General features: G+C 64.1%; 35 protein-coding genes. 21 read left to right on the forward strand and 14 right to left on the reverse strand.

The window, feature by feature from the left end; translation table 11 throughout:
- Window positions 1–71 precede the first annotated feature (71 nt).
- On the forward strand, window positions 72–971 hold the full coding sequence (locus tag JHD77_RS02740; protein ID WP_003119903.1) for a Dyp-type peroxidase: 900 nt from the start codon (window positions 72–74) through the stop codon (window positions 969–971).
- A 47-nt stretch (window positions 972–1,018) separates the two neighbouring features.
- Here JHD77_RS02740 and JHD77_RS02745 read toward each other — a convergent pair whose 3' ends face one another.
- Window positions 1,019–1,714, reverse strand: a complete 696-nt coding sequence (locus tag JHD77_RS02745; protein ID WP_003119904.1) for an alpha/beta hydrolase — start codon at window positions 1,712–1,714, stop codon at window positions 1,019–1,021.
- A 348-nt stretch (window positions 1,715–2,062) separates the two neighbouring features.
- Between JHD77_RS02745 and JHD77_RS02750 the strand changes: the two genes are divergently transcribed.
- Window positions 2,063–2,254, forward strand: a complete 192-nt coding sequence (locus JHD77_RS02750; RefSeq protein ID WP_003099127.1) for a hypothetical protein — start codon at window positions 2,063–2,065, stop codon at window positions 2,252–2,254.
- Between the two features lie 14 nt (window positions 2,255–2,268).
- Here the strand turns inward: JHD77_RS02750 and JHD77_RS02755 are convergent, their stop codons facing one another.
- The gene (locus tag JHD77_RS02755) at window positions 2,269–2,457 is read right to left on the reverse strand and encodes a hypothetical protein (RefSeq protein WP_031755488.1); all 189 of its coding nucleotides are present in this window, start codon (window positions 2,455–2,457) and stop codon (window positions 2,269–2,271) included.
- Window positions 2,458–2,726: 269 nt separating this feature from the next.
- On the opposite strand from JHD77_RS02755, the gene JHD77_RS02760 reads away from it, so the two are divergent.
- Both JHD77_RS02760 and JHD77_RS02765 read left to right on the forward strand, forming a co-directional pair.
- Window positions 2,727–2,936, forward strand: coding sequence for a hypothetical protein (locus JHD77_RS02760; RefSeq protein WP_003090820.1), 210 nt, complete (start codon window positions 2,727–2,729; stop codon window positions 2,934–2,936).
- Between the two features lie 111 nt (window positions 2,937–3,047).
- Complete coding sequence (locus JHD77_RS02765) at window positions 3,048–3,392, forward strand: cupin domain-containing protein (RefSeq protein ID WP_003090818.1); 345 nt, start codon at window positions 3,048–3,050, stop codon at window positions 3,390–3,392.
- Between the two features lie 42 nt (window positions 3,393–3,434).
- Here JHD77_RS02765 and JHD77_RS02770 read toward each other — a convergent pair whose 3' ends face one another.
- Together JHD77_RS02770 and JHD77_RS02775 are read right to left on the reverse strand one after the other, a co-directional pair.
- The gene (locus JHD77_RS02770) at window positions 3,435–3,806 is read right to left on the reverse strand and encodes a hypothetical protein (protein WP_003160518.1); all 372 of its coding nucleotides are present in this window, start codon (window positions 3,804–3,806) and stop codon (window positions 3,435–3,437) included.
- Between the two features lie 156 nt (window positions 3,807–3,962).
- Window positions 3,963–5,240 (reverse strand): OprD family porin, encoded by a 1,278-nt coding sequence (locus JHD77_RS02775; protein ID WP_003099122.1) that lies wholly within the window; start codon window positions 5,238–5,240, stop codon window positions 3,963–3,965.
- A 364-nt stretch (window positions 5,241–5,604) separates the two neighbouring features.
- On the opposite strand from JHD77_RS02775, the gene JHD77_RS02780 reads away from it, so the two are divergent.
- A complete protein-coding gene (locus JHD77_RS02780) occupies window positions 5,605–5,919 on the forward strand; it encodes a hypothetical protein (protein WP_003090814.1) in 315 nt (104 codons plus the stop codon).
- Between the two features lie 210 nt (window positions 5,920–6,129).
- Here JHD77_RS02780 and JHD77_RS02785 read toward each other — a convergent pair whose 3' ends face one another.
- The gene (locus JHD77_RS02785; protein WP_003099119.1) at window positions 6,130–7,017 is read right to left on the reverse strand and encodes a LysR family transcriptional regulator; all 888 of its coding nucleotides are present in this window, start codon (window positions 7,015–7,017) and stop codon (window positions 6,130–6,132) included.
- A gap of 102 nt (window positions 7,018–7,119) precedes the next feature.
- On the opposite strand from JHD77_RS02785, the gene JHD77_RS02790 reads away from it, so the two are divergent.
- Together JHD77_RS02790 and JHD77_RS02795 are read left to right on the forward strand one after the other, a co-directional pair.
- On the forward strand, window positions 7,120–7,563 hold the full coding sequence (locus tag JHD77_RS02790; RefSeq protein WP_003090812.1) for a PACE efflux transporter: 444 nt from the start codon (window positions 7,120–7,122) through the stop codon (window positions 7,561–7,563).
- 186 nt (window positions 7,564–7,749) lie between these two features.
- Window positions 7,750–8,136, forward strand: coding sequence for a hypothetical protein (locus tag JHD77_RS02795; RefSeq protein ID WP_003114417.1), 387 nt, complete (start codon window positions 7,750–7,752; stop codon window positions 8,134–8,136).
- A gap of 52 nt (window positions 8,137–8,188) precedes the next feature.
- On the opposite strand, the gene eco is transcribed toward JHD77_RS02795, so the two are convergent.
- Together eco and JHD77_RS02805 are read right to left on the reverse strand one after the other, a co-directional pair.
- Window positions 8,189–8,659 (reverse strand): serine protease inhibitor ecotin, encoded by a 471-nt coding sequence (gene eco / locus JHD77_RS02800; RefSeq protein ID WP_003090808.1) that lies wholly within the window; start codon window positions 8,657–8,659, stop codon window positions 8,189–8,191.
- A gap of 346 nt (window positions 8,660–9,005) precedes the next feature.
- Window positions 9,006–9,236, reverse strand: coding sequence for a DUF2789 domain-containing protein (locus JHD77_RS02805; protein WP_003090806.1), 231 nt, complete (start codon window positions 9,234–9,236; stop codon window positions 9,006–9,008).
- Between the two features lie 178 nt (window positions 9,237–9,414).
- On the opposite strand from JHD77_RS02805, the gene JHD77_RS02810 reads away from it, so the two are divergent.
- Window positions 9,415–9,612, forward strand: a complete 198-nt coding sequence (locus tag JHD77_RS02810) for a hypothetical protein (protein ID WP_003090804.1) — start codon at window positions 9,415–9,417, stop codon at window positions 9,610–9,612.
- Window positions 9,613–9,677: 65 nt separating this feature from the next.
- On the opposite strand, the gene JHD77_RS02815 is transcribed toward JHD77_RS02810, so the two are convergent.
- Together JHD77_RS02815 and JHD77_RS02820 are read right to left on the reverse strand one after the other, a co-directional pair.
- Window positions 9,678–10,007 (reverse strand): DUF883 family protein, encoded by a 330-nt coding sequence (locus JHD77_RS02815; protein ID WP_003090802.1) that lies wholly within the window; start codon window positions 10,005–10,007, stop codon window positions 9,678–9,680.
- Window positions 10,008–10,117: 110 nt separating this feature from the next.
- The gene (locus tag JHD77_RS02820) at window positions 10,118–10,492 is read right to left on the reverse strand and encodes a DUF5064 family protein (RefSeq protein ID WP_003090800.1); all 375 of its coding nucleotides are present in this window, start codon (window positions 10,490–10,492) and stop codon (window positions 10,118–10,120) included.
- A 134-nt stretch (window positions 10,493–10,626) separates the two neighbouring features.
- Between JHD77_RS02820 and JHD77_RS02825 the strand changes: the two genes are divergently transcribed.
- Window positions 10,627–11,070: a YqaA family protein gene (locus JHD77_RS02825; protein ID WP_003099113.1), complete on the forward strand. Its 444-nt coding sequence runs from the start codon at window positions 10,627–10,629 to the stop codon at window positions 11,068–11,070.
- Window positions 11,071–11,225: 155 nt separating this feature from the next.
- Window positions 11,226–11,543, forward strand: a complete 318-nt coding sequence (locus tag JHD77_RS02830; RefSeq protein ID WP_003108875.1) for a hypothetical protein — start codon at window positions 11,226–11,228, stop codon at window positions 11,541–11,543.
- Here JHD77_RS02830 and JHD77_RS02835 read toward each other — a convergent pair.
- Window positions 11,533–12,432, reverse strand: coding sequence for a YihY/virulence factor BrkB family protein (locus tag JHD77_RS02835; protein ID WP_003090797.1), 900 nt, complete (start codon window positions 12,430–12,432; stop codon window positions 11,533–11,535). The two genes, JHD77_RS02830 and JHD77_RS02835, sit on opposite strands and share 11 nt — an antisense overlap.
- A 222-nt stretch (window positions 12,433–12,654) precedes the next feature.
- Here JHD77_RS02835 and JHD77_RS02840 point away from each other — a divergent pair, with 222 nt between their 5' ends.
- Window positions 12,655–12,888 carry a DUF3509 domain-containing protein gene (locus tag JHD77_RS02840; RefSeq protein WP_003090796.1) on the forward strand — a complete coding sequence of 78 codons (234 nt, stop codon included), beginning with the start codon at window positions 12,655–12,657 and terminating at the stop codon, window positions 12,886–12,888.
- Window positions 12,889–12,953: 65 nt separating this feature from the next.
- The gene (locus tag JHD77_RS02845) at window positions 12,954–13,184 is read left to right on the forward strand and encodes a hypothetical protein (RefSeq protein WP_003090795.1); all 231 of its coding nucleotides are present in this window, start codon (window positions 12,954–12,956) and stop codon (window positions 13,182–13,184) included.
- Here JHD77_RS02845 and JHD77_RS02850 read toward each other — a convergent pair.
- A complete protein-coding gene (locus JHD77_RS02850) occupies window positions 13,159–13,677 on the reverse strand; it encodes a thermonuclease family protein (RefSeq protein ID WP_031755490.1) in 519 nt (172 codons plus the stop codon). The genes JHD77_RS02845 and JHD77_RS02850 overlap by 26 nt on opposite strands.
- An 18-nt stretch (window positions 13,678–13,695) precedes the next feature.
- Window positions 13,696–14,409: an endonuclease gene (locus JHD77_RS02855; protein WP_031755492.1), complete on the reverse strand. Its 714-nt coding sequence runs from the start codon at window positions 14,407–14,409 to the stop codon at window positions 13,696–13,698.
- Between the two features lie 157 nt (window positions 14,410–14,566).
- Here JHD77_RS02855 and JHD77_RS02860 point away from each other — a divergent pair, with 157 nt between their 5' ends.
- From JHD77_RS02860 to JHD77_RS02875, 4 genes are all read left to right on the forward strand, one after another.
- Entirely contained in the window at window positions 14,567–14,788 is a 222-nt protein-coding gene (locus tag JHD77_RS02860; protein ID WP_003090688.1) for a ParD-like family protein, read from the forward strand.
- Window positions 14,785–15,567 carry a type I methionyl aminopeptidase gene (gene map / locus JHD77_RS02865; RefSeq protein ID WP_031755493.1) on the forward strand — a complete coding sequence of 261 codons (783 nt, stop codon included), beginning with the start codon at window positions 14,785–14,787 and terminating at the stop codon, window positions 15,565–15,567. Before JHD77_RS02860 ends, map begins: the two co-directional genes overlap by 4 nt.
- A gap of 53 nt (window positions 15,568–15,620) precedes the next feature.
- Complete coding sequence (locus tag JHD77_RS02870) at window positions 15,621–15,854, forward strand: hypothetical protein (RefSeq protein ID WP_003090686.1); 234 nt, start codon at window positions 15,621–15,623, stop codon at window positions 15,852–15,854.
- A 198-nt stretch (window positions 15,855–16,052) separates the two neighbouring features.
- The gene (locus JHD77_RS02875) at window positions 16,053–16,340 is read left to right on the forward strand and encodes a DUF3509 domain-containing protein (RefSeq protein WP_003090684.1); all 288 of its coding nucleotides are present in this window, start codon (window positions 16,053–16,055) and stop codon (window positions 16,338–16,340) included.
- A 326-nt stretch (window positions 16,341–16,666) separates the two neighbouring features.
- On the opposite strand, the gene JHD77_RS02880 is transcribed toward JHD77_RS02875, so the two are convergent.
- Entirely contained in the window at window positions 16,667–16,843 is a 177-nt protein-coding gene (locus JHD77_RS02880) for a hypothetical protein (RefSeq protein WP_003099098.1), read from the reverse strand.
- 84 nt (window positions 16,844–16,927) lie between these two features.
- Window positions 16,928–17,254: a hypothetical protein gene (locus JHD77_RS02885; RefSeq protein ID WP_003090681.1), complete on the reverse strand. Its 327-nt coding sequence runs from the start codon at window positions 17,252–17,254 to the stop codon at window positions 16,928–16,930.
- A 191-nt stretch (window positions 17,255–17,445) separates the two neighbouring features.
- Here JHD77_RS02885 and JHD77_RS02890 point away from each other — a divergent pair, with 191 nt between their 5' ends.
- The 5 genes from JHD77_RS02890 (at window position 17,446) to rplT (ending at window position 21,668) form a co-directional block, all read left to right on the forward strand.
- The gene (locus JHD77_RS02890) at window positions 17,446–18,309 is read left to right on the forward strand and encodes an alpha/beta fold hydrolase (protein WP_024928562.1); all 864 of its coding nucleotides are present in this window, start codon (window positions 17,446–17,448) and stop codon (window positions 18,307–18,309) included.
- Between the two features lie 249 nt (window positions 18,310–18,558).
- On the forward strand, window positions 18,559–20,481 hold the full coding sequence (thrS, locus tag JHD77_RS02895) for a threonine--tRNA ligase (RefSeq protein ID WP_003090677.1): 1,923 nt from the start codon (window positions 18,559–18,561) through the stop codon (window positions 20,479–20,481).
- Complete coding sequence (infC, locus tag JHD77_RS02900) at window positions 20,481–21,032, forward strand: translation initiation factor IF-3 (protein WP_003119938.1); 552 nt, start codon at window positions 20,481–20,483, stop codon at window positions 21,030–21,032. Before thrS ends, infC begins: the two co-directional genes overlap by 1 nt.
- A 61-nt stretch (window positions 21,033–21,093) precedes the next feature.
- A complete protein-coding gene (gene rpmI / locus JHD77_RS02905) occupies window positions 21,094–21,288 on the forward strand; it encodes a 50S ribosomal protein L35 (protein ID WP_003090673.1) in 195 nt (64 codons plus the stop codon).
- A gap of 23 nt (window positions 21,289–21,311) precedes the next feature.
- Window positions 21,312–21,668: a 50S ribosomal protein L20 gene (rplT, locus tag JHD77_RS02910; protein ID WP_003099086.1), complete on the forward strand. Its 357-nt coding sequence runs from the start codon at window positions 21,312–21,314 to the stop codon at window positions 21,666–21,668.
- The last annotated feature ends 80 nt before the right edge of the window (window positions 21,669–21,748 follow it).

Here is a 21,748-nt window from a genome sequence, read left to right on the forward strand (position 1 = left end):
GCTCCGAAACCGAGCATTGCTCGAACCAGAACGAGATCGAAGGTGCATCGCCACGAGCGGCGCACGGCCTGATGATAGATGGAGGCAACATGAGCGCGGCTCAGCCAGGCATTCTCACCCCGATTCCGGTGGTGGGTCGCTACCTGTTTTTCAGCATTTCCCAACCCGAGCAGGTGGCCGCGACCTTGGCCAGCCTGGCCGCGGCCACCGATGGTTACCAGCTGGTGGTGGGTATCGGCCATTCGCTGATGCTCAGCCTCGGCAAGACCGTCGAGGGCATGAAGGACTATCCGGTGCTCGCCGCGCCCGGCATCGACCTGCCGTCCACGCCCTCCGCGCTGTGGTGCTGGCTGCGCGGCGAGGATCGCGGCGAGGTGACGCTGCGCTCGCACGCGCTGGAACGGTCGCTGGCGCCGGCCTTCCAGCGGACCGGCGCGGTGGATGCGTTCCTCTACGGCGAGGACCGCGACCTGTCCGGCTACAAGGACGGCACCGAGAACCCCAAGGGCGATGCGGCGCTCGAGGCCGCGCTGGTCTCCGGGCGCGGTGCGGGCCTGGATGGCGGCAGTTTCGTTGCTGTCCAGCAGTGGCTGCATGACTTCGACCGGATGCAGGCGATCCCCGGCGAGGAGATGGACAACATCATCGGCCGCCGCAAGTCCGACGATGAAGAACTGGAAGACGCGCCGGCCTACGCCCACGTTAAGCGCACCGAGCAGGAAAGCTTCGAGCCCGCCGCGTTCCTCCTGCGGCGCGGCGCGCCCTGGTCCGACGAGCACCGCGCGGGGCTGTTGTTCGCCGCCTTCGGCCGCTCGTTCGAGGCCTTCGAGGTCCAGTGGCTACGGATGATCGGCGTGGAAGATGGGGTGCTCGATGGCCTGTTCCGTTTCACCCGGCCGATCAGCGGCAGCTACTTCTGGTGTCCGCCCATGGCCGACGGCCGCCTCGACCTGTCCGCCCTCGGCCTCTGAGCCCGCCGCGGCAGCAGGCCAGGCCTGCTGCCGCGTCCTGCGCGGCGCTAGTGGGCGGTGGCCACGGCGGCCTCGTCGATCAGCGCCGCTACTTCCTTCGCTCGCGAGGCCAGTGACGCGTGGCTGGCATCGAGGGTGACGATCTTCCTCGGTGCGATCCGCGCGGCCATCCGCTCCTGGTTCTCCGGCGCAATCATGCGATCGGCGCTGGAAATCTGGTACCAGGAGGGCTTGCTCTTCCAGGCCGGGCTGCCGATGGCATCGCCAAAAGTGCTGGCCAGCGGAGCCTTCTGGGTGATGCTCATGACCAGCCCTTCGTCCGCAGCGAGATCCTGGCAGAAGCTTTCGTGGAACCTGTCCGCCTTCACCCAGAGATAGCCATCGCTGTCCGGCGCCAGGTTCGCTGCGGCCAGGGGCAAGTGCTCCTGGGTGATGCCACCGGGACTTTCGCCGCTGTCGGGGGCGAAGGCGGCGATATAGACCAGCCCGACCACATTCGGCTGGTTGCCGGCCTCGGTGATCACCGCGCCGCCATAGGAGTGTCCGACCAGCAGGACCGGCCCCTGTTGCTGCGCGATCATCTTGCGCGTCCGCTCGGCATCGTCCGCCAGCGAGGTCAACGGTAGTTCGACGGCATGCAGGTTGTCGTGGCCGAGGCGTTTCAGTTCGAGAATGACCTTGCTCCAGTGGGCGGCGCCGCCCCAGAAGCCGTGGACCAGGATGATCGCAGGCAGGTTGCTCATCGTGTTGCTCCCTTGTGGGTGAGGGTTGCTGGCATGAGGCATCGCCCGGCGAGCATACGAGGTCGCGATGGGCGGGCGATAGCGGGAGGCGAGGACGTTCGTCGAAAAGAACAACTCCTTGTTCCGGTAGGCGACGTGATATCGGCACGGCGGTATGTTGCAAGTCCGGACCCGACCGATCGGGTTGTCGCGACGGGCATGGAGGGGTGATCGGTCGGTCGGGTTCGCGTCTTTTCGGGGCACCCGAATCTGAAAAAATCTTGCTTCTCGCCATACCGGGGGAGCGGGGCGGGTAGATTTTCTTCCGAATCCTTCACTTTCTACCCGGTCATGGAAAAAGCTCTGAAATTGGCGTCATGCCTCTACGGCCTGCTGATCCTGCTCAGCCTGGCGATGGTCGCCTTCCTCAGCCAGTTTCCGTTTCTCCTCAGCTCGGGAGCGGAAAACCTCTCGATGTCGATCCTGCCGCTGCTGATCCCGCTGATGGTCGGGCTGGTCGTCTGCGAGGCGGTGCGGGCGGTGGTGCCGAAGAAGCGCTAGGCGCGGTGCCGGGATCAGCGGCCGAGAATGCGCTGGCGGCGCAGCCGGTACTGCTCGTAGGGAAGGCCCTGGCGGTTCAGCTCTTCCAGCTGGCGTTCGCTGGCGCTGCGGGAAAACGATTCCTCGACTATCGAGTCCGGCGTGACAGGCTGTGCGCAGGCGCTGACCAGCAGCACACCCAGGACCAGGACAATGCGTGGCATGCGATCTCCATGGACTACGGCAGAAGGGAAAAAAAGGCCATTACCAAGCGGGGGGAGGGTTGGTAATGGCCTGTACAAGGGACATTTGCCAGGCCTTGGGGATCTGGCGAAAAAGACGATATCAAGGGGGAATTTGATTAGCCAGCTAACAAAGTGGAATGAAGTTTTGCGGCAGGCGTAACAATTCTGTCCGAATCGTCATTCTTGCGTCACCGCCGGGACAGAGCGGTTTCGGCAGACTGCGGGGGAGTCGCCGAAGGAGATTCGTCGTGGACGATACGCTCAGGTTCGCCTCGCGCTTGTGCAAGTTCATCGTCGCCGCCAGCTTCCTGCTCGTGGCGGTCGCCAGCCTTTGCCTGTGGTGGACGGGCCAGGCCTACGAATACGCGGCGCTGGCGTTCTTTCCGTTCGCCGTACCCATGCTGCTGCTGATCATGGTCTGCGACCTGCTGGCAGCGCTGAATGGCAGGCGTCGCTGAGTGCCCGGGCCGCCTAGCGCTTTCAGCTAGGCGGATGTCGAACCCAGACAACCGGCACCCCGCGCGTGGCCCTATGGTGAGGCATTCATCCACTGCCTTCCTGGAGCGACCATGTCAGATTTCATCACCGTACTGCGCGATACCTGTCCCGTACCCGTGCTGGACGCCACCAAGTGGAAGCGGATCGACGGCGATCCGCATACCGTCAACCTCAACGCATACGCCTCGGCGGACGGCAGCAAGCTGATGGGCACCTGGATCTGCACGCCGGGCAAGTGGGAGGTGAACTACGAACGCTGGGAGTTCTGCCACTTCCTCGACGGCTACTGCATCATCACCCCGGAAGGCGAGCAGCCGGTGCACCTGAGGGCGGGCGACGTGTTCGTCATCGAGCCGGGCCTGCGTGGTACCTGGGAGGTAGTGGAGACGGTGCGCAAGTACTTCGTCTTCGCCTGACGGTATTGCCGCACGTCCGGGATGCCTGCCGGACGTCGCGCCTCAGTCCTGGTGGACGATGCGGCGGATGGTGCCGCCGCAGGACTGGTAGCAACTGCGGTACTCGTCCTGGCAGTCGTCGCCGAAATCGAAGTTGCGCTGCGGGTAGGGGCAGGACTTGCGCTTCTTCTTGTCGCTGTTCTGCATGCAGTAGTTGTAGGCCGTGCTCTGCGCCTGGTAGAGCGCCTCGTCCTGGCGCTGCTGCAGCTTGGCGAGGGTCTTGCACTGGCGCTTCTCGGCATTGCACTGGCTCACGCAGTGCAGGCCGGCATCGCTGGTCGGCGGAATGTAGGAGTAGCTGACGCTAGGGCCGCAACCGCCGAGCAGCAGGGCAAGACCGAGGAGGGGGAGCAGAAGGTGTTTCCGGAACGGCATTGTCGATATCGATAAGCAATGGCAAGCGAGAGCGAATGCTATCACTGGCTTTCCGAAGCTGTACGGCTCTACCCGATAAGGTTGAACTGGCGCACGAAACGCAAAAAAGAAAACCCCGGGACTGGCCCGGGGTTCTCGTCGCGCTCGCAGGTTCGATCAGAACACGCTGAACGGGTACTCGACGAAGGCACGGATTTCGTTGCCGTCGTCGTTGTACGAGCGGGCGTCGTTGGAGACACGCAGGAACGAGCTGCGCAGACGCAGGGTGAGGTCCTTGGCCGGACCGCTCTGCACCACGTATTGGACCTGGTTGAAGATCTCGCGCTCCTTGCCGTTGCTGGTCTCGGCGGTCTTGATGTTGTCGCCGCGCACGTAGGCTACGCGGTAGGTCAGGCCGGGCACGCCGTACTTGGCGAAGTCCAGGGCGTAGCTGACCTGCCAGGAACGCTCGTCCTCGGCGTTGAAGTCCGACCAGTAGGAGTTGGCCAGCCAGATGGTGGTGCCGCCGTCGCCGATGCCGCCGGCGTTCTGGTACCAGCCGTAGTTGTAGCCGGTGTCGCCGGTGTTGCGCTGGTGGGCGATCATGAAGGTGTGGGCGTCGATGGTGTAGGACGCCGCCAGGCTCCAGATCTTGTTGTCGCGGTTACCGTTGAAGTTCTGGTCGGCGAAGTCGCTGTCCAGCTTGGTGCGATAGCCGTTGAAGTCGAAGTTCAGCGACTGGTCGGCCTGCAGCGGGATGGTGTAGTTCAGGTTGATGTACTGCTTCTTCAGTACGTCCTCGACGTCGGAAGCGTACAACGAGGCGTTGAAGTGATCGGTGAAGGCGTACTTGCCGCCGAACACGTTGATGCTCTTCAGGCCGCCGCTGTCGCGCCCTTCGGCGCTCTTGCGGGATTCCGCGGTGAAGCGACCGGCGTTCAGCTCCAGGCCCTCGATCTCCTTGGAGGTGATCAGGGTGCCGCTGTAGCTTTCCGGGAGCAGGCGCGAGTTGTCGTAGCTGAGCACCGGCAGGCTGGGCATCTGGTCGCCGTACTTGAGCACGGTGTTGGAGATGCGGAACTTCACCGCCGCGCCGCCCTTGGACAGATCGTCCGCCGCGGAGCCGCTGTCGCCCTGCTTGAAGAAATCGATACCGGCGGCGCCGCTACGACCCTTGCCGCCGTCCAGGCGTACCGCGTACAGGCCGAACGCGTCGACACCGACGCCCACCGTCCCCTGGGTGAAGCCGGAGGTGAAGGTGGCAGTGGCGGCCTGGCCCCATTCGGCCTTGTCCTGCCGGCCATGTTTGTAGTCACGGCTGATGTAGCCATTGCGGAAGAACAGATCGAGGTGGCTGTCCTCGACAAACCCCTTTGCTGCTTCTTGGTCATTGGCCATCGCCTGGCTTGCAGTCGCGATGCCCAGTGCCAGCAGGCAAATCCTTTTCTTCAACATCTTATTGTTCCTGGTTGTTGGCTTGATGTGCGCTGAAATTGAAGGAAGCGCAAGGTTCGAAGTGCACGGGAGTCATTTGTCCCATTTACCGTGCGTGGCGGTTCTGGTTTCTTGTTTCTCCCGTTGGCGGCGCAACAATACCAGAACATTGTTCGATCCAAGAAAGCTTCGAGTCATTTGCTAATAACCAAAGTGCAAGGAGAGCCCCTTCCATAGGCTCTGAATCGGGCGTTGCCGGATCGCTTCGTCATGCGCCTGCAATATCAACCTTATCGATAAGTACCATGCCGCGAAGTCGCTGCAGTTCTCGCTTTGGGCGGTGATACCGTCGAATCGTGAACGGATCGACAAAGAGGGACGTGACATGAAGATTCTTATCGCTGTATTCGCCGCCCTGGCCCTGTCCGCCTGTGCCTCGCCTCCCGCTTCGAACGCCCCGGCGCTGGCCGCCAGCACCAGCAAGGCTCCCTACGATTACGCGATGTGCGTCTTGCCCAAGTGGCAACGCCAGGCGCCGGGCGTGGCGCTGGTGGAGGAAGGCCGCGGCTATCGCCTGGCGGACGCCGGTCAGTGGCTGGAGGTGCAGCCGGCGAGGGGTGGCAGCCTGGTGCGAATCCATGACCAGCAGCCCTGGGTCACCCGCGGGGCCTTCATCGATGCGGCCAGGACCTGTTCCTGAGCCGCGAGGAAGAGGGAAGAGCTCCGGCCCCCCTAGCATGAAGTGTCCGGAGCTCTACGGCCGCAAACGGAGGATGGCCGCAGAACGATCATCTGCCTATGGCTGGCGCTGCGCTTGATCGAGATCAAGTACTGGAGGCCGGGGAGCCGGCTTGTGCGGCGATTCGCGTGACGGGTCTCGTTTTTTCTGTGAAGTGCATTGCATAACGCTTCAATCGGGACGGGTGGCCAGCATGCCAACCAGTTCCTGGGCGGCCTTGCGCAATGGCTGGTTTTTCAGCCAGATAGCGTGGACAGGCAGTTTCAGCTCGTTCTTGGTATTCCTGAAGTCCAGGCGTACCAGCCTTCCCGTTGCCAGCAGCGGCGCGACCCGGGACAACGGGAAATTGCCCCAGCCGATCCCCGCCTCGACCATTTCCAGCGCCGTGCCCAGGCTGTCGGTGCGCCAGCAGGCGCCGGCAATCAGCGGACGGGTGTCGGCCAACGGCAGGTCGCAACTGGCCACCAGGATCTGCCGCACGTTCACCAGCTCTTCCAGGTACAGCGCCTGCCCCGGCTTCTGCAGGGCGGGATGGCGCGGCGAGATGGTCGCGACCAGCGATTCCGCGCCGACATACTGGAAGCGCTCCTGCGGGTTCACGCTGATGCCGGCGAATCCGAAGCACAGGCTGATGCGGCCCCCATGGAGCAGGGCGAGGGCATCGTCCTGCGCCGCGCTGAGCACCTCGACATCGAGCAGCGGGTAGCGCTCGGAAAGGGTGCGGAGGGCGCCGAACAGCCGCCCGCTGTCGATGTCCGCAACCACGCCGAGCGACAGGCGGCTTTCCAATCCCTGGGAGAGTTCCAGCGCATGCACCTGCAACTGGGCGAGCTGCTCGGCGATCATCCGCGCTTGCGGTGCCAGGGCCCTGGCCAGCGCCGTAGGACGGGCTTCGCGGTGGGTTCGCTCGAAAAGGGCGAAACCCAGTTCCGCCTCCAGGTTGGCGATGCCCATGCTCACCGCCGAAGGCACTCGACCCAAGGCACGGGCGGCGCCGGAAAAGGAGCCGCGGTCGAGGACGGCGAGGAACAGCTCGATGGTATCGCTGGAAAAGTTCATGGCAATTCTCCTATCAGCAGATCTGAAAGCTGCTGACTTTTTCTGTCAAGAAAATTGATCCAACCTTGCCCGCCTTTCCGCTATCACGCCCAAGAGGTCCACGTGCAAGGCATCAAGCGCAAATTGGTCTACGTGACCGCCTACGAATTGATCGGGATGAGTATCTCGACCCTGGGGCTGGCCCTGCTCGCCGGTTCCACGCCCACTACCACCGGCCCCCTGGCGGTGGTGATCACCACCGTCGCGGTGACCTGGAACTTCATCTACAACTGCCTGTTCGAGTTCTGGGAGCGGCGCCAGGCCGTGCGCGGACGCAGCATTGCGCGGCGGGTGGCGCACGCCATCGGCTTCCAGTTGACCCTGGTGGTCTACCTGATCCCGCTGATCGCCTGGTGGATGGGGATTTCCCTGCTGGAGGCGTTCTGGCTGGACCTGGCGCTGATCGTCCTGATCCCGTGCTACACCTTCCTCTTCAACTGGGCCTTCGATCGCCTGTTCGGCCTCCCGACTTCCGCGTTGCCGGCCGGCGAGGCGGCCTCCGTCTGAGGATTTTTTTTCTTCAGCGCCATTCGCGCTCGCCTTGGCCGGGGCAAATCGCCTACCTTAGACGGACGTGCGCTGTGGTGCCGGTTCAGGGAGGAAGTACGACCGCAAGCCATGAAGGTCTGCCCCGGCGAGGATGGGGTGCGGCATTTCGATGAACGGATTGGGGTCACTATGCGGATTTTGGGGATGCTACTGGGGACCGTCTTGCTGGCGGGTTGTTCGACATCGACGCCCTCGCTCGACGAGACGGACCAGGTACCGAAGGAGCGTTTGTACAACTACCAGTTCCGTGACGACGGCGACGCCTTCCTGGTGGTTTCCCGGGACCGCGAGTTTCTCGGCAGCGTCTGCAATACCCGCTTGATCATCGATAGCCGCCTGGCCGCCGAGATCCAGGCCGGCGAGAGCGCGCGTTTCCGTCTTCCGGCGGGGCTGCGGGTGGTATCCGTGCAGGGCGATGGGATCTGCCGCGGCGAGGCGCCCAAGCAGGTGGTGCATGTGCAGAACGGGCAGACCACGCATTACCGGATCACCGTGGACTCCGGCCTGAACATCGGCCTGGTGCCGGGCTGACGCCGGCGCAACGAAAAAAGCCGCCCGTGGGCGGCTTTTTCATGCGCGGCGTTTATTCGCTGACCGCTTTCTCGACCTTTTCGGACGCCGACCAGATCCGATAGCGGACCTCCACGTCCTTCGGCGCATAGACCACGATCGGCAGCTTGCTGTTGTAGCGCAGCAGGAAGCCTTCGCCGACCACCGGGATGAAACGCTGCTCCTTCTTCTGGCCGGGGCAGGCCATCATCGTGCTCATCGGCCCGCTGACCTTGTCCAGGCGGTAGTAGGAGTAGCCCCAGCCTTCCAGGGTGTGTTCTTCCAGCTCGCCGCCCAGGCGCTGCTGGTTGCAGTCGGCCTCGAGGGTCTTGCCGGCGATGATCTCGACCTTGAATGCGTCTTCCGCGTCCTGTTTCGGCAGGTGGATGACCTGGCGGGTGAAGCCGGCATCTGCCTTCGGGTAGGGAACCTTTTCATCCAGTTTGGCGGCCATGGCGGTGCTGGAAAGAGCGGCAACGCCGGCGGCGATCAGTAGTGCTTTCATGTCCTTGAGGTTCTCCTTACGTGGTAACGCGAGCAGGGTAAGACACCGAGGCACGGGTGAAAAGTTCAGTGGGGGACGTAACGGAATGTTCCATGTCCTGGGCCAGCCGGTCGGGGCACGGCCGAATCGCGGGCAAAAAAAAGACCATCTGCGGGGGAGGGCGATGGTCTTCAAAGGAGCGTCGGGGACTTGGGGTTCTCCCGACGCCGCTACGATCTCACGCCGCTCCGCTGGGGAAAAATGCTTTGGACTGATAGTGGCTATCGATGCCGGTGACTTGAAATTCCCCGCCAACTCATAGCAAGTTCCGCACGATAGAGCCGTCAGCGCATCAGTTTGCGTTTTTTCAGCGGGTCAGTTGCAAGGCCAGTTCATCGACCTGTTCGGCCCAGTCGGAGTCCTCGGCCAGGGCCTCGCGCAGGAAGCTGGCCTGGGCAGGGTTCCAGAATGGCGCATCGGGCAGCGCCGTGCCCTCCTCGAGGTGGTGCCGGGCGAGAAAGGCGACGATGTCGTCCCGCCCAGCGGGGAGCCCCAACTGGCGGAACAGGTTGGAAAAGGTGTGCGGGCTGGTGTCCATGACGGTTCCTCCTGGATTCGCTGTTTTTCCACTATAGCCGGCGGGACGGCAGGGCCGCCGTGGGAGCCGGGGGTGGGTAATTTTGTCGCAGATGAAAAAGACTGTTGTGCGCGGCGTGCTTCATGGCGAAGGGGCGGGCGCTTATTATTAGCAAGCTAATGATAACCGGAGTCAGCCTATGTCCAGAATCGAAGTCGCCGTGCTGGTGGGGACGTCCGTTCCCGAATCGCTGCGCAGCAAGGGATTGCTGGCCTGTTGGATCCTGATGGTGGACGGCGCCATGTGGGCCGGCCCCTTCACCAGCCGTGACGAGGCGGAAGCCTTGAAGGGAACCTGGGAACTGAGTTGGCCGCTGGAGGCGGCGATCTCCGCCTGAGCCAAGGCCCTTGCCTTGCCGAAAAGCCCGCCGAGCGCGGGCTTTCTGTTGCCTGCGGAAACGCCCTAGCGGCGGCCCACCAGCAGGCCGAGGAGGAAGCCGGCGCCGGCCGATACGGCGATGGTCTGCCAGGGATGGTCCTCGACGTATTCCTCGGTCGCTTCGGCGGCCGCCTGGCTGCGTTGCACCACGCCGCGGCGGGTGCGCTCGATGGCGTCGCGACCACGATGCAGCACGGAATTGATCTGTTCACGCAGGTTCGCGCCCTCCTTGCCGGCCAGGCTGCCGGTGCCGCTCATCAACTGGTCCACCTCGGCGATCAGGTCCTGCAGTTCGGCCATGGCCTGGTCCTGGATAGCCTGCTTGGCGCGAGCGGAGCGGGTTTTCAGAGTCATGTCGGTCTCCTTGACGAGGATGGTTACCTAGGTATGGAGTCGCCCGCTTCGCTGAAAGTTGCACGGCATGGCCTGCGTCGGGGGCTTCCGTAGCATGCGGGAGAGCCGTTTCAGGATGCCCCGGCCTCGCCGCGCAGGTAGCGGTCGAGGTCGATCGCTTCGCCGCTCTTGAGTTTCAGGCGTCGGCGCAGGTCGTCGAACATAGCGTCGTACTCGCGGCGCTGGCGCACGATCGGTCCCTGCCGCAAGCGCAGGCCGTGGCGCCGGGCCAGGCGACTGGCACGGCTGGCGAAATGCACGGCGGCGTCGCGCGGCAGTTCGAAGCTTTCGCTGAAAGGCTGGCCGTCGATCCGGCCTTCCATGTCGAAGTGTACGGCCACCGGGCGGGCCTCGGCCTCCAGGACCCGGTAGCGCAGGTGGATATCGAATGCCTGGCGGTCGACTTCGCTGGCCGAGGCGAGATGCAGATGGCCGGGAATGAACATGGCCTGCCTCCTTTTCGGATAACCGGGGAAATGCCCTTGCCTGCCAGGGTATGCTTCGCCGGCCTCGGGACGGCTGTCCCAGGTCAGTTTTTTTCGGATTGGAGTGGGGATGCGAATGGCGCTGGGAGCGTTCGGTGTTGACTGACTGGGCCGCGTACGCCGGGCTGTTCCTCTCGGCGTTCGGTTCGGCGACCCTGCTGCCGTTGCAGTCGGAAACCGTGCTGGCCGCCTTGCTGCTGCGCGGCGGCCAGTCGGTCGCGTGGCTGCTGGCGCTGGCCATCGTCGGCAATGTGCTGGGTTCCTGGGTCAACTGGTGGCTGGGTCGCTACCTCGAGCATTTCCGCGGTCGCCGCTGGTTTCCCGTGGGCGAGGTGCAGTTGCTCAGGGCGCAGCGACACTATCGCCGCTACGGCCGCTGGACCCTGCTGCTCAGTTGGGTGCCGGTCATCGGCGATCCGCTGACGCTGGTGGCCGGCATCATGCGTGAGCCCTGCTGGAGTTTCCTGCTGATCGTCGGCCTGGCCAAGACGCTCCGCTACCTGGCCCTGGCTGCGCTGGTGCTGGGCTGGGCCGGCTGAGCGCTTCGTCGGCGAGCGTAGAACTATTTTTCGCGGGGCAATGTCCATTGCTGCGAGGTGTAACTGCCGCCTCATCGCCCCCGGGGCCTTTAGTTGCCGCTGTGGTCCCGGGGGCTTCTCTTTTCCTGCCTGTTTCCGGCGATGCGAGGTGCGCAATGTCGAGGGTGGTTGCGGGATCGCTGGTCTGCCTGCTGCTCGGTTCGGCGCCGGCCTGGGCTTCCACGGCCGAGGCGTGGCAGGCGCACGACGCCATGGTGCGTGCCGCCTGCCTGAAAGCCAGCGGCTTGCGCCAGGTACGCGCGGTGGGGCAGGTACTGCCCTTCGACGATGAGGTGGGCTATTCGGCGCTGCTCCTGCAGGGCCGCTATCCGCAGCCGCACATGCAGGGCCGCCAGGGCCGCGAGCTGTGTCTGTACCGGCGCGCCACCGGCAAGGCCAGCGTCAGCGAGGCCGACGCCCTGCTCAAGCCTTGAGTTCGGGGTCGTCGTTGTCCGGAAGTTCGCGTTCGCCAGGGTCCTTGCCGTCTTCCGAATGGTGTTCGATCACCGCGTTCAGCTCGGCGCCGAACAGCACCACTGCCGCCGACAGGTAGAAGTACAGCAGGAGGATGATGATCGCCCCGATGCTGCCGTACATGGCGTTGTAGTTGGCGAAGTTCTTCACGTAGAAGCCGTAGGCGAGGGACGCGGCGATCCAGGCGATCACCGAGAGCACCGAGCCTGGAGTGATGAAGCGGAAACGCTGCTCGACATCCGGCACCAGGTAGTAGAACAGCGCCACCGCGAGCATCAGCAGGAACACCGCAAGAGGCCAGCGCAGCCAGGTCCAGAGCGTCACCAGGTACTGTTCCAGGCCGACCAGGCCGGCGATCCAGGCGATCACCTGCGGCCCGGTGACCATCAGGCCGGCCGCCACCAGCAACAACAGGGCGATGCCGAGGGTGTAGAGGATCGACAGGGAGAAGCGCTTCCATACCGGGCGGCTCTCCTTCACGTCGTAGGCCGCGTTGAGCGCGATCATCATCGAGCGGATGCCCGCCGAGGAGGTCCACAGCGCCACCGCGATACCGATGGACAGCAGGCCGCCTTTCTGCTGCTGCAACTGGTCGATCACCGGGTTGACCTGATCCATCGCCTCGGGCGGCAGCAGCAACGCCGCCTGCTCGCGCAGCCAGGCGAAGAACTCCGGCAGGTGCAGGTAGCCTACGAGGGTGATCAGCACCAGCAGGAACGGAAACAGCGAGAACAGCATCTGGTAGGCGAGGGCCGAGGCGTAGGTCGGCATGTCGTCCTCGAGGAACTCGTTCACGGTGCGCTTGACCAGGCCGAACAGGCCTATTTCCCGATAAGCCGTACGGAACATTCCATCTCCTTGCTGTGTGCGTGCCGATGACGATCGACCACCGATGGCCGCTTGCCGCCAGGCGTTTTCCGTTGAGTGAAATTCGTCGCGTCCTTTCTGGGACGCCACGGCGGGCGAATTGGTTCGTCGACGGCGTCATCATTCGGTCGCATCCGTTAGCCAGACTGCGCCTGCCCGCCGCGCGGCGGGCCTCCGTCCAACTTCTCAGAAATGGAGCGCACCATGTCTGTCGACCTGAAGAAAATCGCCGCTGCCTTTCCCGAGTTCCAGTTGTCCAGCAAGAGCCGCCACGACGGCGCGCTGTTGTTGCAGTTGCAGGCCGCCGACGGCCGCTACGTGGCTCGCACCATACCCTCGCCGCAGCTCAGCGCGCCGCCGGAGACCGAATGGCTGATCCGCAGTATCCGCCGGGAACTGGCCGTGCCGGGCATGGAAATGGCGATGGCGGCACGTTGAGTTTTTTCGCCGCGGGAACCGATGATGCGATAATTCCGCCTTTCCACACAGCTGACGGGAAGGCAATGAAGCGCGAGAAGGTTCGGGACAGGCAGGCGGCAGGGAAGATCTCGGCGACCCACATCATCGCCAATCCCACCCTGGCCAGGGAATGGATCGTGTTCTTCAAGAAGGACGGCGGGCGCAGCTATTTCCTGGTCGACGAGAGCGACGAGGTGATGTCGTTCCGCCGGCTCGACGACGCGGTCAAGGAGCTGCGCGGGCTGGGCATCAAGTTCGCGGAGATTCATCTCTAGGAGCGGCGTCGCGCGGTCGCCACTGGCCAGCCTTGCGCGCCCGCGCTTCTTCCTCGGCGAACCGGTACTGGCCGCGCGCCTCGGCCGTCTGGCCGCTGTCCGGCGCGTCGCGCCAACTGGCCAGGCCAATGGTCAGCAGGGCCAGCCCGGCATCCAGGGTATGTCCGCAGGTGGGGCAGTCGGCCGGGGTCACCCAGGCCGCCCCGAGGATGCGGAAGCGCGCGTCGCGGCCTTGCTCGCGGATGGTCGCCGATTTGCCGAGCAGCATGTCTTCCAGGGCTTCCCGGGCGCGCCGACGCCAGGGCTCGGCGGCCGGTAGCTCGACGGCGTCGAGCTGGATGCGCAGCGCCTTGTTCGCGCCGGGCAGGCGGCAGCCCAGGCTGGCGTCGTCGTGTATCGCCACCACCGTGCAGTCGAAGCGGCGCTCCCCGGCGTCGGCGGCGAACGCCAGGGCGGCGCAGAGCGGCAGCAGGGCGAGGGTGCGGAAGATCATGGGCTACTCCGGCGGAGGTCAGCGTCGACGCGAGGATAGGTTGCTGCAGGTCGCCAGGTCCACCGGGCCGACATAGGGATTACCCCAGCCCATCACGCAGCCGACCATGTGGTTGCGCTGGCGCTCCCAGGTCTGTGGCGGGTACTGCTTGTGCCAGGCGTTGTAGAGCTGGCGATCCTGCTTCGACAGGCGCAGGCCGTAGCGGTCGCTCATGTAGAAGTAGGTGCGGGCGATCATCCCGCGAATCTGCGGGCGTGGCATCGCCTTGCGCGCCTTGAAGTCCACCACCATCGGGCAGGCACCGTATTGCTGGGGTTTCTGCGGCAGCCAGCCGAAGCCGAAGTTGCTGCGGTCGCCGTTGACCTCGCCGATGCTCGGCACCAGGTTGTGCAGGTCGGCCTCGGCGCGCTGGTAGGTGCTGTCGTGCCTCGCGCAGTTGCTCCGCCCGCCGTTCTGCCAGCAGCGTCGCTGGTGACCGATCACCCAGGCCGGGACGATGTGTTCCCACTCGATGCGCCGCGCGCGGTTGGCGTTCTTCCTCGGCTGGTAGCCGCAACTGGCGAGGTCGACACGATTTCCCGAGTAGCGACAGCCGCAGTAGAACTCCACGGATTGCCGGGCGTAGAGCTTCCAGCCGATTTTCTTCGCTTCGGAGAACGTGCGCGGGGCGTTGGCCTGGCCGGCGCTGGCGAGGAGGAGGGCGAAAAGGCCTACAAACAAACGGGAAAGCATGCGGCAACTTCCAAAAAAATCCGCATGTTACTGATTTTGCAGGAGATGCCAATCGTGGCCAGTCCATGGCCAGGCGAGGGGCGGACCTTCCCGTTTGCGCCGCGTCCATGCGATGGTTAGTATACGTTCCGTATATGTTTTGTAGTCGAGGTGTAGTGTGGGCCTGGTGAAGATTTCCGAGCAATTGCACGAAGAGGCGCGCATCGCCTGCAAGGCCATGTCGCGCTCGATCAATGCCCAGGCCGAGCACTGGATGCGCATCGGCATGCTGATCGAAGCCAATCCCGGCCTGACCTATGCGCAGGTGCTACGCCAATTGATGGACGAAGCGCGCGAAAGCGACCGCCGCGAGCAGGACGCGGCGAGGATCTCGGGATGATCAAGAGCGCGGAGGAAATCCAGCGCATGAGCGTGGCCGGCGCGCTCACCGCGAAAGTCCTCGAAGCCCTCGACGAGGTGGTGCGGCCAGGCATCAGCACGGCAGAGATCGACCGCTTCTGCGAGCGCTACATCGTCGACACCCTCGCGGCGATTCCCGGCAGCAAGGGGCAGTACGGCTATCCGTTCACGGTGAACACCTCGGTCAACGAGGTGGTCTGCCATGGCTGGCCGTCGGCGCAGCAGATCCTCCGCGACGGCGATATCGTCAACGTCGACGTCACGGTGATCAAGGACGGCTATTTCGGCGACAGCAGCAAGATGTACCGGGTCGGCGCCATCGACCGCCAGGCGCAGAAGCTGCTCGACGTCACCCGCGAATGCCTGTACCGGGCGATCCGCGTGGTGCGCCCGGACGCCACCCTCGGCGATATCGGGCATGCCATCCAGAGTCACGCCGAAGCCAACGGTTATTCGGTGGTCCGCGAATACTGCGGGCACGGCATCGGCCGCAAGATGCACGAGGCGCCGCAGGTCCTGCACTTCGGTCGCGCTGGCGCGGGTGCGCGGCTGAAGGCCGGGATGACCTTCACCATCGAACCGATGATCAACCAGGGCGGCCACGCGGTGAGGCTGCACAAGGACGGCTGGACCGTGACCACCCGCGACCGCCGCCTGTCGGCCCAGTACGAGCACACCGTGCTGGTCACCGAGCGGGGTTGCCGGGTCCTGACCCTGCGCGAAGAGGAGCGCGAGGCGCTGGCCGACCTGGCTGGCTGATCGACGCCCGGCCTGGTTACACTGCGACGACTTTTCCGAAGGGAGGCTGGCGGGTGTCCGGCAGGCGTTTTGGCGAGTTCGAACTGCGCGCCACCTGGTTGCGCGAGGACAGTGGCTATCTGGCCGAGATCGAGATAACCAGCATCGACGACGGACGCACCGAATGGCTGGTGCTGCCGGGCCAGCCGCCGTGCGAGAGTCCGGCGGCCGCGCTGTCGCTGGCGGAAGCGGCGCTGTACCGGGTGCGCGGCTTCGATGCGCGGGGCCGGCCGCTGTTTTCCGACTGAGCCTGCTGGCAAATCGCATGATGCATTTCGCACGATCTTGCAGTTTGCACGGACCGCTTCGCTGAGTATTTTCACAAGTTATTGATTTTGAATGGTTTTAATTTTCCATGTGGCTGGCATGAAAGCTGCCACCTTTCCCCGTGTTGCGGCTGCGCTGAAGTTCGCGGTCGGTTTTCATGCAAGAGGGGATAAACGATCATGGAAAAGTCCATCAAGATGCTGTTCGATGCCTTCCAGGCCACCTTTGCCGTATCCACCCAGATGCGTCCGGACGGCGGCGCCCTCCTGACCCTGCGCAACGGCGAAGAGATCGTGACCCGTCGCGTGGTGTCCGCCGCCCAGTTGGCCGACGAGAAGCGCATGTACTGGTTCATCAACGCCGTGCGCCGTGACCTGGCCCTGGAGGCGGGGAGCCTGCCGGTGGATGTGGTCGGCACCCTGCGTCGTCTGCAGGAGCGCGGCCTGCCGAGCTACATGGCGGGCTGAACGGTTCGTCCGGAATCCTGGCGGAGACCTCCGGCAGGGTGGGCGAGAGTGCTAGAGTGAAGCTTCGAGGGGGCTGGGCGAGGATCGACCGGCCCCCGCTCGTGTCGGAAGGGAAGGCCAGGGCTGGCCTGCCCGTTCGGCGCTTCGGCAGGCTGGCGCAGAACGATGCAAGGTCGTTCGGGTCAGTATCAGGGATGAAATGACTGACAGGAGTCGGGATGCTGCGTTACGTCGTGGGTTTTCTCGCGTTCACCGTGCTGGCGGCCTATCTGTTGCTGGGGGTTTCCCAGCACGCCTTCCTGCCGTGACCGGTCGGCATGGCGGCTTCAGCTGCGCTGCGGAAGAGGCTGTGGCGGCCGTGCGGGATGCCGGTTTTCGGCTTGCCGTGCCTTGCGTTGCAGGCGTGCGCGCCGACGCGGCACGCGCAGGAAGGCCCACAGGGTGACGCCGGCGAGGCCCAGCCAGGCGACGATCAGCAATGTGACGAAGGATTCGGGAGTCATGGTTCGTCCTCCTCTTACCCAAGGATAGACCCTGCGGGAAGGGGAATTACTGCAATCGGTCTTCGACCATGGTCTGAAACGCGGTCATTCGGGGCCGGCACCGACCAGGGCCAGGCAGCCGGTCAGGCTGGTCAGCAGGGGCAGGGCGAGCAGGAAAGCCAGCCAGATGGCTTCCATGCGCAACAGCGTGGCGCCGAGGAACAGCGCGACCAGGAGGATGGTCATGAGCAGGGCGGTCCAGCCGAAGTACATGGCGAAGTTGTCGATGCCCAGGCCGATGCCCCAGCCCAGCAGCAGGGCCCATACCCCGGCCAGTGCCAGGCCGAGGGCCAGCATGCTCGCCAGGGTCCGGGCGGACGGGGCATGCAGCGGGTGGTTGCGGAATAGCTCGTAGAAGATCGGCGTATTCATCGGCGTCACCTCCGCAGGGGAACTTACAGCCTAGTCCAGCGGGCGAGACGGCCCTAGACCTATTTGTCATTACGGGGCGTGACCTCAGGCCGTTAACATCCATCTTTTCCAGGCGATGCCGTGCATCGGGCTGTGGGCCCGCTCACCGTTCGTCGCGCTGAGTCGAAAAAGAAACCGAAAGGGTTGCGTGCATGAGTGGCGAACTCGCCTCGTTCGAGGTGGATGGGTATCAACTGGTCTATCAGGACCTGGGCGAGGGCACGCCGGTGCTACTGGTCCACGGTTCGCTGTGCGACTACCGCTACTGGCAATGGCAGTTGCGCAGCCTCGGCGAGCGCCACCGGCTGATCGTGCCGAGCCTGCGTCACTACTACCCCGAGCGCTGGGACGGGCAGGGCGCGGACTTCACCAGCGCCCGCCACGTCGCCGACCTGCTGGCGCTGGTCGAGCGGCTCGGCGAGCCGGTACACCTGCTCGGCCATTCCCGTGGCGGCAACCTGGCGTTGCGCCTGGCGCTGGCCGCTCCGGACGCCCTGCGTTCGCTGAGCCTGGCCGATCCCGGCGGCGACTATGCCGCCGAGGTCTACGCCCACGCCGGCCTGCCTGCGCCCGAGGAACCATTGGAACGCAACCAGTTCCGGCGCCAGGCGCTCGAATTGATCCGTGGCGGCGAGGCGGAACGGGGACTGGAACTGTTCGTCGATACGGTGAGCGGCGCCGGGGTATGGAAACGCTCGTCGGCGACGTTCCGCCGAATGACCCTGGACAACGCCATGACCCTGGTCGGGCAGGTGGCCGACCAGCCGCCGGCGCTGGCGCTGACGGAACTGCGCTCGATCGACCTGCCGAGCCTGATCCTCAATGGCGAACGCAGCCCGCTGCCATTCCCGGCCACCGCCGAGGCGCTGGCGGCGGCCCTGCCGCGCGCCGAGCTGCAACGCATCCAGGGCGCGTCCCATGGCCTCAATGCCACCCGTCCGGCGGCTTTCAACCGGTCGGTACTGGAGTTCCTGGCGCGCGTCGATGGCGTTGCGCCGGACGTGGAAACGTCCTGAAGCGAGGCCGGGCGAACTGACCGCTCGTCAGCTCGCCGCGGATGCTTTATCATGGGCGCTTCGCGCCGGATCAGCTCCGGCGTTTTTCGTCAGTATCCATTCCCAGTGATCTCCGTCCGCGCGCTTCGGCGCAGGGGTGCCGCAAGGCGCCTGCCACTGTGAGGCAGGCCGGCCCGGCGGGCGACGCTTACTGGCACATCCCAACCCACGTGGCCTTTGGTAGGGGTCACCACTAGGAGAGGAGGCGCCATGCCCATCATTACTCTTCCCGACGGCAGTCAACGTTCCTTCGATCACCCGGTCTCCGTGGCCGAGGTGGCCCAATCCATCGGCGCGGGCCTGGCCAAGGCGACCCTCGCCGGCAAGGTCGACGGCCGCCTGGTCGACGCCTGCGACACCATCGATCGCGACGCGACCCTGCAGATCATCACGCCCAAGGACGAGGAAGGACTGGAGATCATCCGCCACTCCTGCGCCCACCTGGTCGGCCATGCGGTCAAGCAGCTCTATCCGACCGCGAAGATGGTCATCGGCCCGGTGATCGAGGAAGGCTTCTACTACGACATCTTCTTCGAGCGCCCCTTCACCCCCGAGGACATGGCGGCGATCCAGCAGCGCATGCGCGAGCTGATCGACAAGGACTACGACGTGATCAAGAAGATGACCCCGCGCGCCGAGGTCATCGAGCTGTTCAAGTCCCGTGGCGAAGACTACAAGCTGCGCCTGATCGACGACATGCCGGACGAGAAGGCCATGGGCCTGTACTTCCATGAGGAGTACGTGGACATGTGCCGCGGCCCGCACGTGCCGAACACCCGCTTCCTCAAGGCGTTCCAGCTGACCAAGATTTCCGGCGCCTACTGGCGCGGCGACTCGAAGAACGAGCAGTTGCAACGCATCTACGGCACCGCCTGGGCCGACAAGAAGCAACTGGCGGCCTACATCCAGCGCATCGAAGAGGCCGAGAAGCGCGACCATCGCCGCATCGGCAAGCAGCTCGACCTGTTCCACCTGCAGGAAGAAGCGCCGGGCATGGTGTTCTGGCACCCGAATGGCTGGAGCGTCTACCAGGTGCTCGAGCAGTACATGCGCAAGGTCCAGCGCGACCATGGCTATGTCGAAGTGCGTACCCCGCAGGTGGTCGACCGCATCCTCTGGGAGCGTTCGGGCCACTGGTCGAACTACGCCGAGAACATGTTCACCACCTCCTCGGAAAGCCGCGACTACGCGGTCAAGCCGATGAACTGCCCGTGCCACGTGCAGATCTTCAACCAGGGCCTGAAGTCCTACCGCGACCTGCCGCTGCGCCTCGCCGAGTTCGGCGCCTGCCACCGCAACGAGCCGTCCGGCGCGCTGCACGGGATCATGCGCGTACGCGGCTTTACCCAGGACGACGCGCATATCTTCTGCACCGAAGAGCAGGTGAAGAAGGAAGCGGCCGATTTCATCAAGCTGACCTTGCAGGTTTACCGCGACTTCGGTTTCACCGACATCGCCATGAAGCTGTCGACCCGTCCGGCCAAGCGCGTCGGTTCCGACGAGCTGTGGGATCGCGCCGAAGGCGCGCTGGCCGATGCGCTGAACGAATCCGGCCTGGCCTGGGAGTACCAGCCGGGCGAGGGCGCGTTCTACGGGCCGAAGATCGAGTTCACCCTGAAGGACTGCCTCGGCCGTAACTGGCAGTGCGGCACCCTGCAGTACGACCCGAACCTGCCGGAGCGCCTGGACGCCAGCTACATCGCCGAGGACAACAACCGCAAGCGCCCGGTGATGCTGCACCGCGCGATCCTCGGGTCCTTCGAGCGCTTCATCGGCATGCTCATCGAGCACTACGCCGGAGCCTTCCCGGCCTGGCTGGCGCCGACCCAGGCGGTGGTGATGAACATCACCGACAAGCAGGCCGATTTCGCCGCCGAGGTGGTGCGGATCCTCGGGGAAAGCGGATTCCGTGCCAAGTCCGACTTGAGAAACGAGAAGATCGGCTTTAAAATCCGCGAGCATACTTTGCTCAAGGTTCCCTATCTCTTGGTTATTGGAGATCGGGAAGTTGAATCGAAGGCCGTCGCGGTGCGTACGCGCGAAGGGGAAGACCTGGGCTCCATGCCCGTCACCCAGTTCGCTGAGCTGTTGGCACAGGCGGTTTCCCGGCGTGGTCGCCAAGACTCGGAGTAATCATTATTAAGCGTGAAATGAGACAGGATAAGCGAGCTCAACCGAAACCCCCGATCAACGAGAACATCTCGGCTCGTGAGGTACGGTTGATTGGAGCTGATGGCCAGCAGGTTGGTGTTGTTTCGATCGATGAGGCGATCCGCCTAGCCGAAGAGGCGAAGCTGGACCTGGTTGAGATTTCGGCCGACGCGGTGCCTCCTGTCTGCCGCATCATGGACTACGGCAAGCACCTGTTCGAGAAGAAGAAGCAGGCTGCGGTCGCCAAGAAGAACCAGAAGCAGGCGCAGGTCAAAGAAATCAAGTTTCGTCCAGGGACGGAAGAAGGGGATTACCAGGTAAAACTACGCAACCTGGTACGTTTCCTTAGTGAAGGGGACAAGGCCAAGGTATCCCTGCGATTCCGCGGCCGTGAGATGGCTCACCAGGAGCTGGGGATGGAGCTGTTGAAGCGGGTCGAAGCCGACCTCGTGGAGTACGGCACCGTCGAGCAGCATCCTAAGCTGGAAGGACGCCAGCTGATGATGGTCATCGCTCCCAAGAAGAAAAAGTAACCACCAGGGCACTGGCAGGCCTTGCGGTTATGCGTAATCACTCAATGCGGAGTATCCGAACATGCCAAAGATGAAGACCAAAAGTGGCGCGGCCAAGCGCTTCAAGAAGACTGCTGGTGGCCTCAAGCACAAGCACGCCTTCAAGAGCCACATCCTGACCAAGATGACCACCAAGCGTAAGCGTCAACTGCGCGGCACCTCGATGCTGAACAAGTCTGACGTTGCGCGCGTAGAACGCTCCCTGCGTCTGCGCTGATTATTAAGGTAGAGGATTAATTCATGGCTCGTGTTAAGCGTGGCGTTATCGCCCGTCGTCGTCACAAGAAAATTCTGAAGCTCGCCAAGGGCTACTACGGTGCACGCTCGCGCGTGTTCCGCGTTGCCAAGCAGGCGGTGATCAAGGCTGGCCAATACGCCTACCGTGACCGTCGTCAGCGCAAGCGTCAGTTCCGCGCACTGTGGATCGCCCGTATCAACGCTGGTGCTCGTCAGAACGGTCTGTCCTACAGCCGCCTGATCGCCGGCCTGAAAAAGGCGGCCATCGAGATCGACCGTAAGGTCCTGGCCGATCTGGCAGTGAACGAAAAAGCGGCGTTTACCGCGATTGTCGAGAAAGCGAAGGCAAGCTTGGCTTAAGCCCTACGACAATCACCGGACTTCGGTCCGGACGTAACGTCACCGATAGGGGAAGAGCCTTACCGCTCTTCCCCTATTTT

The sequence above is a fragment of the Pseudomonas sp. P20 genome (assembly GCF_016463925.1).
Lineage (GTDB): Bacteria > Pseudomonadota > Gammaproteobacteria > Pseudomonadales > Pseudomonadaceae > Pseudomonas > Pseudomonas aeruginosa.

What these genes read in the sequence shown, in the direction of transcription:
- JHD77_RS02785 (WP_003099119.1), bottom strand. Translation starts at nt 7,017, where the DNA reads ATGAACTTTTCCAGCGATACCATCGAGCTGTTCCTCGCCGTCCTCGAC.
- JHD77_RS02820 (WP_003090800.1), bottom strand. Translation starts at nt 10,492, where the DNA reads ATGTTCATTCCCGGCCATCTGCATCTCGCCTCGGCCAGCGAAGTCGAC.
- JHD77_RS02745 (WP_003119904.1), bottom strand. Translation starts at nt 1,714, where the DNA reads ATGAGCAACCTGCCTGCGATCATCCTGGTCCACGGCTTCTGGGGCGGC.
- JHD77_RS02880 (WP_003099098.1), bottom strand. Translation starts at nt 16,843, where the DNA reads ATGACTCCCGAATCCTTCGTCACATTGCTGATCGTCGCCTGGCTGGGC.
- JHD77_RS02815 (WP_003090802.1), bottom strand. Translation starts at nt 10,007, where the DNA reads ATGACTCTGAAAACCCGCTCCGCTCGCGCCAAGCAGGCTATCCAGGAC.
- rpmI (WP_003090673.1), top strand. Translation starts at nt 21,094, where the DNA reads ATGCCAAAGATGAAGACCAAAAGTGGCGCGGCCAAGCGCTTCAAGAAG.
- JHD77_RS02810 (WP_003090804.1), top strand. Translation starts at nt 9,415, where the DNA reads ATGTCCAGAATCGAAGTCGCCGTGCTGGTGGGGACGTCCGTTCCCGAA.
- JHD77_RS02875 (WP_003090684.1), top strand. Translation starts at nt 16,053, where the DNA reads ATGGAAAAGTCCATCAAGATGCTGTTCGATGCCTTCCAGGCCACCTTT.
- JHD77_RS02835 (WP_003090797.1), bottom strand. Translation starts at nt 12,432, where the DNA reads ATGTTCCGTACGGCTTATCGGGAAATAGGCCTGTTCGGCCTGGTCAAG.
- JHD77_RS02830 (WP_003108875.1), top strand. Translation starts at nt 11,226, where the DNA reads ATGTCGAGGGTGGTTGCGGGATCGCTGGTCTGCCTGCTGCTCGGTTCG.
- JHD77_RS02755 (WP_031755488.1), bottom strand. Translation starts at nt 2,457, where the DNA reads ATGCCACGCATTGTCCTGGTCCTGGGTGTGCTGCTGGTCAGCGCCTGC.
- JHD77_RS02770 (WP_003160518.1), bottom strand. Translation starts at nt 3,806, where the DNA reads ATGCCGTTCCGGAAACACCTTCTGCTCCCCCTCCTCGGTCTTGCCCTG.
- JHD77_RS02775 (WP_003099122.1), bottom strand. Translation starts at nt 5,240, where the DNA reads ATGTTGAAGAAAAGGATTTGCCTGCTGGCACTGGGCATCGCGACTGCA.
- JHD77_RS02780 (WP_003090814.1), top strand. Translation starts at nt 5,605, where the DNA reads ATGAAGATTCTTATCGCTGTATTCGCCGCCCTGGCCCTGTCCGCCTGT.
- JHD77_RS02740 (WP_003119903.1), top strand. Translation starts at nt 72, where the DNA reads ATGATAGATGGAGGCAACATGAGCGCGGCTCAGCCAGGCATTCTCACC.
- JHD77_RS02855 (WP_031755492.1), bottom strand. Translation starts at nt 14,409, where the DNA reads ATGCTTTCCCGTTTGTTTGTAGGCCTTTTCGCCCTCCTCCTCGCCAGC.
- JHD77_RS02765 (WP_003090818.1), top strand. Translation starts at nt 3,048, where the DNA reads ATGTCAGATTTCATCACCGTACTGCGCGATACCTGTCCCGTACCCGTG.
- rplT (WP_003099086.1), top strand. Translation starts at nt 21,312, where the DNA reads ATGGCTCGTGTTAAGCGTGGCGTTATCGCCCGTCGTCGTCACAAGAAA.
- map (WP_031755493.1), top strand. Translation starts at nt 14,785, where the DNA reads ATGATCAAGAGCGCGGAGGAAATCCAGCGCATGAGCGTGGCCGGCGCG.
- JHD77_RS02850 (WP_031755490.1), bottom strand. Translation starts at nt 13,677, where the DNA reads ATGATCTTCCGCACCCTCGCCCTGCTGCCGCTCTGCGCCGCCCTGGCG.
- JHD77_RS02885 (WP_003090681.1), bottom strand. Translation starts at nt 17,254, where the DNA reads ATGAATACGCCGATCTTCTACGAGCTATTCCGCAACCACCCGCTGCAT.
- JHD77_RS02840 (WP_003090796.1), top strand. Translation starts at nt 12,655, where the DNA reads ATGTCTGTCGACCTGAAGAAAATCGCCGCTGCCTTTCCCGAGTTCCAG.
- thrS (WP_003090677.1), top strand. Translation starts at nt 18,559, where the DNA reads ATGCCCATCATTACTCTTCCCGACGGCAGTCAACGTTCCTTCGATCAC.
- JHD77_RS02795 (WP_003114417.1), top strand. Translation starts at nt 7,750, where the DNA reads ATGCTACTGGGGACCGTCTTGCTGGCGGGTTGTTCGACATCGACGCCC.
- JHD77_RS02805 (WP_003090806.1), bottom strand. Translation starts at nt 9,236, where the DNA reads ATGGACACCAGCCCGCACACCTTTTCCAACCTGTTCCGCCAGTTGGGG.
- JHD77_RS02845 (WP_003090795.1), top strand. Translation starts at nt 12,954, where the DNA reads ATGAAGCGCGAGAAGGTTCGGGACAGGCAGGCGGCAGGGAAGATCTCG.
- eco (WP_003090808.1), bottom strand. Translation starts at nt 8,659, where the DNA reads ATGAAAGCACTACTGATCGCCGCCGGCGTTGCCGCTCTTTCCAGCACC.
- JHD77_RS02890 (WP_024928562.1), top strand. Translation starts at nt 17,446, where the DNA reads ATGAGTGGCGAACTCGCCTCGTTCGAGGTGGATGGGTATCAACTGGTC.